The following is a 7,837-nucleotide window of genomic DNA, read 5'->3' as shown; positions in this document are numbered from 1 at the left end:
ATTCAAGAAAATGTTGGCGCTACCAGCAAGTATCGGCTGAGGTAACCCATTACCCAAGCGGACAGCCCCCGGCAAGCCGTGTTTTGCCGCTTAACCGCGAATTCAAGCAGGGCCCTGAGAGTTGGGTCTGGCGGATCCAAGAGTTAAAAAGCAGTCAGGGTCCAGAAAAATGGTGGTGCCCCTCCTTAGCGGTTGCTGGGCTAGCGCATCAAAGCGAATAATCTATCGCCAAGCTATAGGCCGGGTCGGCGTGCCAGGCCCAGTAGGTCTGGACCAGTTGGCGCGTGATTGGACCCGGGCGCCCATCGCCGATCGTGTGCTTGTCAACCATCGTGACGGGTAACACACCGCCACCTGAGGAGGACAGGAACACCTCCTCAGCCCCACGCAGCTCATCGGCTGGCAAGGCGCGCAGTTGCAATTCCAGACCCATAGACTGTGCCATCCCGATCACAGTGCGGCGCGACACGCCTTCAAGCATGCCCTCGTTGGGCGTCACAAGCGCGCCGCGGCTGACACAAAACACGTTGAAGTCCGGTCCCTCGACCACGTTCCCAACCGAATCGACCAGCAGCACGCTGTCGGCCCCGGCGTCGAGTGCTTCGAGCAGTCCCATCGTCAAGTCGTTCCAGTGGTAGTTCTTGGCCGTGGGATCCACGGAGGCGGCAGGAATGCGTTGCACGCTGCTGACCATCACGTGCAGACCCGTTTCACGCTGCTGGGCATTGGCCAGCCAGACATAGGGCACCGCAAATGCATAGAACTGGTTGACTGCCAGGCGCGGGTCACGCGATCCCCATGGCGGCTGGCCCCGGGTGCAGATCATCTCGACGTAAGACGCGCGAAGCCCGCTTAAGCGCACGCATTGCGACAACACGCCGGTAATCTGCTCGGGCGTCAGTCCCGGGTCGAGCCGCCAGCGTTTGCAGCTGCGCATGAAGCGCTCCAGATGGGCATCCAGACGAAAAAAGGCTCCGTCCCACACCGTCACCACGTCGTAGGTGGCGTCGGAGCGCAGGAAGCCCCAGTCGGTTATTGGAATGCTTGCTTCCGCGACGGGCACATACTGCCCGCGGACGAAGGCGACGCCGTTAGAAAAGTCGGGTGCTGACATTGATCAATCCGTCCGCATAGTGGTTGCTGCATTATGCAATTGCCGATGTCCTTGGCCACCTATAAGCACTCTGCTGGATTGCCTGGAAAAAACTGGCGCCAAGGGCCTCAACCAGCAGGTTTGCCAGATAAGGGGTGTAAGGTCGGCAGCTTCATTCGGTTGATGTCATGAAACTGCCCGCCCCGGTGTGTTACGGTCGTGTCTTGCTAGACAGAGACCAAAGCGATGACGGGTTCACCAAACACGATGGGCACTGCCTTACGCCCGGCCGCCAGCTTGCGGCAGGCTTGAACCAGTCGCCCCTCTTCGGGTGTCAGGTCGCATGGCCCCATAGTCCAGCAAATACGCCGGCGCCAGCACGCCGCGCACCAGGGTTTGCAGCTCGTTGAATTCACCCAGTGGGTCTAGCGTGACGCCATCGATGGTGCGCCAGGCCATGAAGCGCTCCGGGTCTGCGGAGAGTGAACCCAGCAGCGCTTCAGTGCCGTCGGAGATGACCAGCATCTCGTTGGTCTGGAACACGTCGGGAATCTGCTCTTTGTGGGTCTGAATCTGGTCGTAAGCCTTCCACACGTCCGCGTTGAGGTCGGCCGGGTTTTTAAGCTCCAGCAGCACCAGCGGCAGGCCGTTGACAAACAAAATGATGTCGGGCCGCCGCGTGTGGTGCGGGCCTTTGATTGAAAACTGGTTGACCGCCAGCCAGTTGTTGTGGGCAGGCGTGGTCCAGTCGATCAACCGTACAAAGTCGCCTCGGGTTTCGCCGTCCTTTTGGTATTGCACCGGAACACCACCCACCAGCAGGCGGTGGAAATGCCGGTTGGCCGACAGCAGCACGGGAATGGCCAGGTCGAGTACCTGTTTGAGCGCGTCTTTGCGGGCGGCGGTGGGGGATACCGGTCAAAGACTTGGCGTTGTCATCAGCAGCGGTCGTTCGGCAGCGGAGGTCATTTTTTCCTTTGGCGCACCGACTTGACTGACGTAGCCCGTTCGTTTCCTTTAATTGGAAATCAGTTGGCCTTCACTGCCAATACCGGGCATGAAACAGAGAGCAGAATCTCCTGGGCTACGCTGCCCATAATGAGTTTGCCCACAGGGGTGCGTTTTCGCAGGCCGATGACAAGCACTGAGACCTGTAGAGAGTCGACCAGCGCTTCAATTTCCGAGACAGCACTATTACCCCGAACAAACTGCTTAAATTTGGCGTCGAGACCGGACCCCGCGAGCAATGCCTCTACTCGCTCGACATCTTGAACATCCGCCTTCGATAAATCTTCTTGTCTGCCGCCAGGACTGGCATTCACCACTACCAAAGGTTCGTTACGGCGTTTTGCAATTTCTATACCTTTGTCCAGGGCGGCCTGCCCTTCCGGACGTGGCACATAAGCTACAAGTATGGTCATAGTTTCTCTCCTTCTTTTTAGTAAATAATTATATGAACTGGTCATCAGTCACATTGGCTGATGCCTGGCGCCAAAGGTCCGCCACTCGGCGCTGGATCATCAAAATGGCCTGATCCGTTGCCGTGAACAGGCAGTATCGAAGAAAGCAAGCTACTTCGGCTAGTCTACCTGGCTCCTTGATTCTTACCTATATGGCAATGTACAAGGGTGAACACCCGAAAAGCGCCGGGGCAGTCAGCTATCAATCAACCGAATGAAGGATTAGAAAATGCCTAAAAATGAACGTACCCGAATCGACTATATGCCCGGCAATGCCGCATATGATGCGCTGGGGCTGGCTGCTGACATGTTCCCCAACATGCGCCCCCAAGCCCTGATAGACAAGCTGGTGATAACGGGGCTCTGTGCCATGCGCTGGAAAGCGCCCCCGCTTTACGGCTCTGACCGCGACCGCTGGAAGCTGCCGGACGAACTAAGGCCGGGAAACTCTCCACAGAAACTGTGAATTAACAGCTACGGGGCCGGGAAGTGCCCGGCAAAGTGGTGCGAAGTAGAGGCACGCGACCGGGACGATTGCCTTTAAATAACGGAGAAATACGGTAGCGGGGCCGGGATGGTGAGCCCCGCCGATTGAAAAACAATCAAAACATTCATGTTGAATCCGGCCTACACTGCCCGAGACCATTTCAATAACAAAGGGGCTCGATGACCTTATCTAAATTAACTGTTTCAACGCAGGTCAGGACAGCGTGCGTTGCATTGAGCTTTGGTTTTTTTGCCGGTTGTGCCGGTGTCACTGATGTTGTTTCAACCGGGCCTGACACCTACATGGTTGCAAGTCACGGCACGATGGGGTGGTCATCTGGCGGAGCGCAGAAAGCAAAGGCGTTCCAAGAGGCAGACAACTACTGCAAGAACCTTGGAAAGCAGTTTCAATCGATAGGCACGAAGGAATCACCTAGCGGATTTGGACAGATTGCTTCTGGCGAGGTCGAATTTCGCTGCGTTAAACCAGATAGCCCTGTATCCAATCGATAGTAGGTCGCCACCACGCAGACTCCTAGATACAGACCGAAGCCCGCCGCGTGCGGGTTTTCTTTCGTCTAATGTTTTTTCGTTACGCTGTCTTCACAGGGCCTTTACTTGCCACCGCTAAAGTCACAGACAGGGTTTGTCTCCTCCACATCCCTCGCGTTCATTCCTTGAGCGTGACTCGAAAGAGATTGACCCAGCCTAACCAGCTGGGTTTTTTTTCGTCTGGGGCTGGCGCTGCATTTGGGCAAGTTGCCTACAGATTGCCTACAACCCCACAAAAGAAAAAAGGTTCACTACTAAATTAATAGCAATGAACCATTATCTACATTGGTGCCGGAGAGATGAATCGAACACCCGACCTTCTCATTACGAATGAGCTGCTCTACCGACTGAGCTACACCGGCACAAGTTTTCTATTATAGCGGGGAGTGATAGCGGGTCACTCGTTCGACTTCATTTTTTGAGCCCAAAATCACGCTGACACGCTCGTGCAGCTTGGTGGGCTGAATATCGAGGATGCGCTGCTTGCCGTTGGTGGCTGCGCCGCCGGCTTGCTCGATCAGCCAGCTCATGGGGTTGGCTTCGTACATGAGGCGCAGCTTGCCGGCCTTTTCAGGCTCGCGCTTGTCCCAGGGGTACATGAACACGCCGCCACGGGTCAGGATGCGGTGCACATCGGCCACCATCGAGGCAATCCAGCGCATGTTGAAGTCTTTGCCGCGCGGGCCTTCTTTGCCCTGCAGGCACTCGTCGATGTAGCGTTTGACGGGCGTATCCCAGTGGCGCATATTGCTCATGTTGATGGCAAATTCCTGGGTGTCTTCCGGGAGCCGCATATTTTCCTCGGTCAGCACAAAGGAGCCTTGTTCGCGGTCCAGGGTGAACATGGCCACGCCGTCACCCACGGTCAGCACCAGGGTGGTCTGGGGACCATACACGCAGTAGCCGGCGGCGACTTGCTGGTTGCCGGCCTGCAGGAAATCGCTTTCCTCGACGCCGCTGTCACCCTCGGGCTTTTTCAGCACGCTGAAGATGGTGCCAATGCTCACGTTCACGTCGATGTTGCTGGAGCCGTCGAGCGGGTCGAACAGCAGCAGGTACTCGCCCTGTGGGTAGCGGTTGGGCACCACGTAGATACCGTCCATTTCTTCAGACGCCATGGCAGCCAGGTGGCCACCCCATTCGTTGGCTTCGATCAGTACCTCGTTGGCGATGATGTCCAGCTTTTTCTGCACTTCGCCCTGCACGTTTTCGCTGCCAGCGGTGCCGAGTACGCCGCCGAGCGCGCCTTTATTGACGGCCTGGCTGATGCTTTTGCAGGCGCGAGCCACCACTTCGAGCAGTAGCCGCAACTGGGATGGGATGTGGCCCTCCATGCGCTGCTGCTCAACCAGATAGCGCGTGAGGGAGATTCTTTGGGACATAAGGGGCTTCAGTCAGTGGGTTGGGGCGGGAAAATCCACCAGCATTCAATCGGCCAGCGCGCGTGTGACAACTTCGAGGGTGTCTTTGCTCAGGTCGGTCTTGGCCGCGACCCGGGCAATGGCCTCGCGCGCTGCGCTGCGGTAAGGCTCGGCCAGCTTGCTCCAGCGGTCCAGCGCACGCGCCAGGCGGGCCGCAACCTGGGGGTTGATGGCATCGAGCTCCATCACGCGATCGCTCCAGAACACGTAGCCTGCGGCATCTGCACGGTGAAATGCTGCCGGATTGCCCTGGCAATAGGTGCTGATGACGCTGCGGGCGCGGTTGGGGTTGCGCAGGCTGAAATCGCTGTGTTTCATGAGCTGCTTCACGGCTGGCAGGATATTGCCGCCACGATCGGGCGCGCCGGCCTGCAGGCCAAACCATTTGTCAATGACCAGCGCTTCGTCCTTGAACAGGGCATGAAAGCGGGGCAGCGCCTGGGCGGCCAGCGGGTGGCCGCTGGATATCAGGGCGGCCAGGGCATTGAAGCGGTCCGTCATGTTGCCGGCGTCCTTGAAACGCTGCAAGGTCTTGCCGGGCCACACCGACGCCTGTCCTGAGTTTGTCGAAGGGCCGCTGGCCTGGGCGGCCAGGCACAGATGGGTAAGCGCCATGCCCGCAAGGGCGCGGCGGCCCGATGACACTGGGTCGGGTGTGTAGGCGCCGGTGTCGTGGTTGGCCGCATACACAGCTTCCCAGTCGGCCTTAAGCGCGACGGCCAAATGCTGGCGCATGGCTTCGCGCACCGCGTGAATGCGCTGGGGATCGACCACGTCCAGCTGTTCGGCCAGATAGGTTTCAGACGGCAGCGTCAGCACCAGGTCCTTGAAGGCCGCGTCCAGCGTGGGGTGGCACAGCACCTGGCGCATGGCGCCCACATAGGCGTCATCGAGCACGGCAGCACCCGCAACATCGGCGCTGCCAGCTATTGATCTGATAGCGTTGATTGCTCGATTAACGGCGAGGCGCTGCCCGGCTTCCCAGCGGTTGAAGGGGTCGCTGTCGTGCGCCAGCAGGTGCAGCAACTGGGCATCGCTGTAGTCAAACTCCAGCACCACGGGGGCCGTGAAGCCGCGCAGGATGGACGGAACGGGCTCCGCGCCGACGTTGATAAACGTCAGCGTCTCGCTGGCCTCGGTCAGCACCACGGTGCGTGTGCCCACCACGGCGTCGGTTTCGCCAGCCAGCTGCAACGGCAAATCCTGGCCATCCGCTCCCAGCAAGCCCACACCGACCGGAATGACAAACGGCTCCTTGACGGGCTGGCCAGGCGTTGGCGCGCAGCTTTGCGCCAGCCTGAGGGTGTAGGTGCGTGCCGTGGCGTCGTACACGCCGTGCGCGCGCACCCGCGGTGTACCCGCCTGGCTGTACCAGCGCTTGAACTGCGGCAGCAGGCGCGCCAGATCGGACATCGGGTTGGCGTCCGCTATGGCTTGTGCAAAGTCGTCGCAGGTCACGGCGTGGCCGTCATGCCGCTCGAAGTAGAGCGTCATGCCTTTGGCAAAGCCGTCCCGACCCAGCGGGTCGTTGGGGCTCGCCACCAATGTCTGCATCATGCGAACGACTTCCGCACCTTTTTCGTAAATGGTGACGGTGTAGAAGTTGCTGATCTCGACGTAGCTGTCGGGCCGCACCGGGTGCGCCATCGGGCCCGCGTCTTCGGGGAACTGGGTGGTGCGCAGCACGCGCACATCTTCAATGCGCTTGACGGCGCGGGCCGACGCCTCGCCGCACAGGTCTTGTGAAAATTCCTGGTCGCGGAAGACTGTCAGGCCTTCTTTCAGGCTGAGCTGGAACCAGTCGCGGCAGGTCACCCGGTTACCGGTCCAGTTGTGAAAGTACTCATGGCCGACCACGCTTTCTATATTGGAGAAGTCGGTGTCCGTGGCCGTGGCCTGGTTGGCCAGCACGTACTTGGTGTTGAAGATGTTCAGGCCCTTGTTCTCCATGGCGCCCATGTTGAAGTCGCTGGTGGCCACAATCATGAAGCGCTCAAGGTCAAGTGGCAGGCCGAAGCGGGCTTCGTCCCAGGCCACCGAGTGCATCAGCGAGTTCATGGCGTGCTCGGTCTTTTCGAGGTCGCCGGGGCGCACATACACCTGAAGCACATGGTCCTTGCCTGCGCGCGAGGTGATGCGTTGCTCGCGGCTGACCAGCTGGCCGGCCACCAGTGCGAACAGGTAGCTGGGTTTTTTGTGCGGATCGACCCACTTGGCAAAATGTCGGCCATCTTCAAGCAGGCCTTGCGCCACCAGGTTGCCGTTGGACAGCAGGACCGGGTAGCGGGCCTTGTCGGCGCGCAGCGTCACGGTGTAGCTGGCCATCACATCCGGGCGGTCCAGGAAGTAGGTGATGCGCCGGAAACCCTCGGCCTCGCACTGCGTGAAGAATGAGTCGTTGCTGACATACAAACCCATCAGCTTGGTGTTCTTGGCCGGGCAGGTGGTGGTGAAGATCTCCAGTTCAAATTCATCGGGCAGGTTTTCCAGCATCAACTGCTTGCCTTCCATCTTGAACGAGGCGCCTTGCCCGTTGACCAGCACGCGGGCCAGGTTGAGCTCTTCACCGTCAAGCATCAGCGCCTGCGCCGGCACGTCCGGGTTGCGGCGCAGCTTCATTTTGTTGAGTACGCGCGTTTTCGCCGGGTCCAGGTCAAGACACAGATCGACGGTGTCAATCCAGTAGGCAGGCGCGGAGTAGTCGGCGCGGTTAATGCTAACTGCGGGTCCCTGTCCTGATCCACGATCATCAAGCATTTGCAACATGGCTTTATCCTAAAAACTCGTAAAACGTTCTAAAAATTTCGAAACAATTCGACCAGACG

General features: G+C 59.0%; 6 protein-coding genes, 1 tRNA gene and 1 pseudogene. 2 read left to right on the top strand and 6 right to left on the bottom strand.

The features are described from left to right. Positions 1–208: 208 nt before the first annotated feature. From B3F77_RS10775 to B3F77_RS10765, 3 genes and pseudogenes are all read right to left on the bottom strand, one after another. Positions 209–1,114 carry an aminotransferase class IV gene (locus B3F77_RS10775; protein ID WP_293604953.1) on the bottom strand — a complete coding sequence of 302 codons (906 nt, stop codon included), beginning with the start codon at positions 1,112–1,114 and terminating at the stop codon, positions 209–211. A gap of 330 nt (positions 1,115–1,444) precedes the next feature. Next, positions 1,445–2,011: pseudogene (locus tag B3F77_RS10770) on the bottom strand (type I restriction endonuclease); the annotation flags it as partial. Positions 2,012–2,121: 110 nt separating this feature from the next. Then, on the bottom strand, positions 2,122–2,514 hold the full coding sequence (locus tag B3F77_RS10765; RefSeq protein ID WP_293604952.1) for a universal stress protein: 393 nt from the start codon (positions 2,512–2,514) through the stop codon (positions 2,122–2,124). Positions 2,515–2,782: 268 nt separating this feature from the next. Here B3F77_RS10765 and B3F77_RS10760 point away from each other — a divergent pair, with 268 nt between their 5' ends. Together B3F77_RS10760 and B3F77_RS10755 are read left to right on the top strand one after the other, a co-directional pair. Further along, entirely contained in the window at positions 2,783–3,019 is a 237-nt protein-coding gene (locus tag B3F77_RS10760) for a hypothetical protein (protein WP_293604951.1), read from the top strand. 200 nt (positions 3,020–3,219) lie between these two features. Continuing rightward, positions 3,220–3,552, top strand: coding sequence for a hypothetical protein (locus B3F77_RS10755; RefSeq protein ID WP_293604950.1), 333 nt, complete (start codon positions 3,220–3,222; stop codon positions 3,550–3,552). Positions 3,553–3,877: 325 nt separating this feature from the next. On the opposite strand, the gene B3F77_RS10750 is transcribed toward B3F77_RS10755, so the two are convergent. The 3 genes from B3F77_RS10750 to pepN form a co-directional block, all read right to left on the bottom strand. Beyond that, positions 3,878–3,953: transfer RNA gene (locus B3F77_RS10750), tRNA-Thr, on the bottom strand. Positions 3,954–3,965: 12 nt separating this feature from the next. Continuing rightward, positions 3,966–4,973, bottom strand: a complete 1,008-nt coding sequence (locus tag B3F77_RS10745; protein ID WP_293604949.1) for a class 1 fructose-bisphosphatase — start codon at positions 4,971–4,973, stop codon at positions 3,966–3,968. 45 nt (positions 4,974–5,018) lie between these two features. Beyond that, positions 5,019–7,778 (bottom strand): aminopeptidase N, encoded by a 2,760-nt coding sequence (gene pepN, locus B3F77_RS10740; RefSeq protein WP_293604948.1) that lies wholly within the window; start codon positions 7,776–7,778, stop codon positions 5,019–5,021. Positions 7,779–7,837: the final 59 nt, after the last annotated feature.

Origin of the sequence: Polaromonas sp. UBA4122 (assembly GCA_002381615.1) — a bacterium.
Taxonomy (GTDB): Bacteria; Pseudomonadota; Gammaproteobacteria; order Burkholderiales; family Burkholderiaceae_C; genus Polaromonas.
This window is presented reverse-complemented; position numbering and strand designations above follow the sequence as displayed.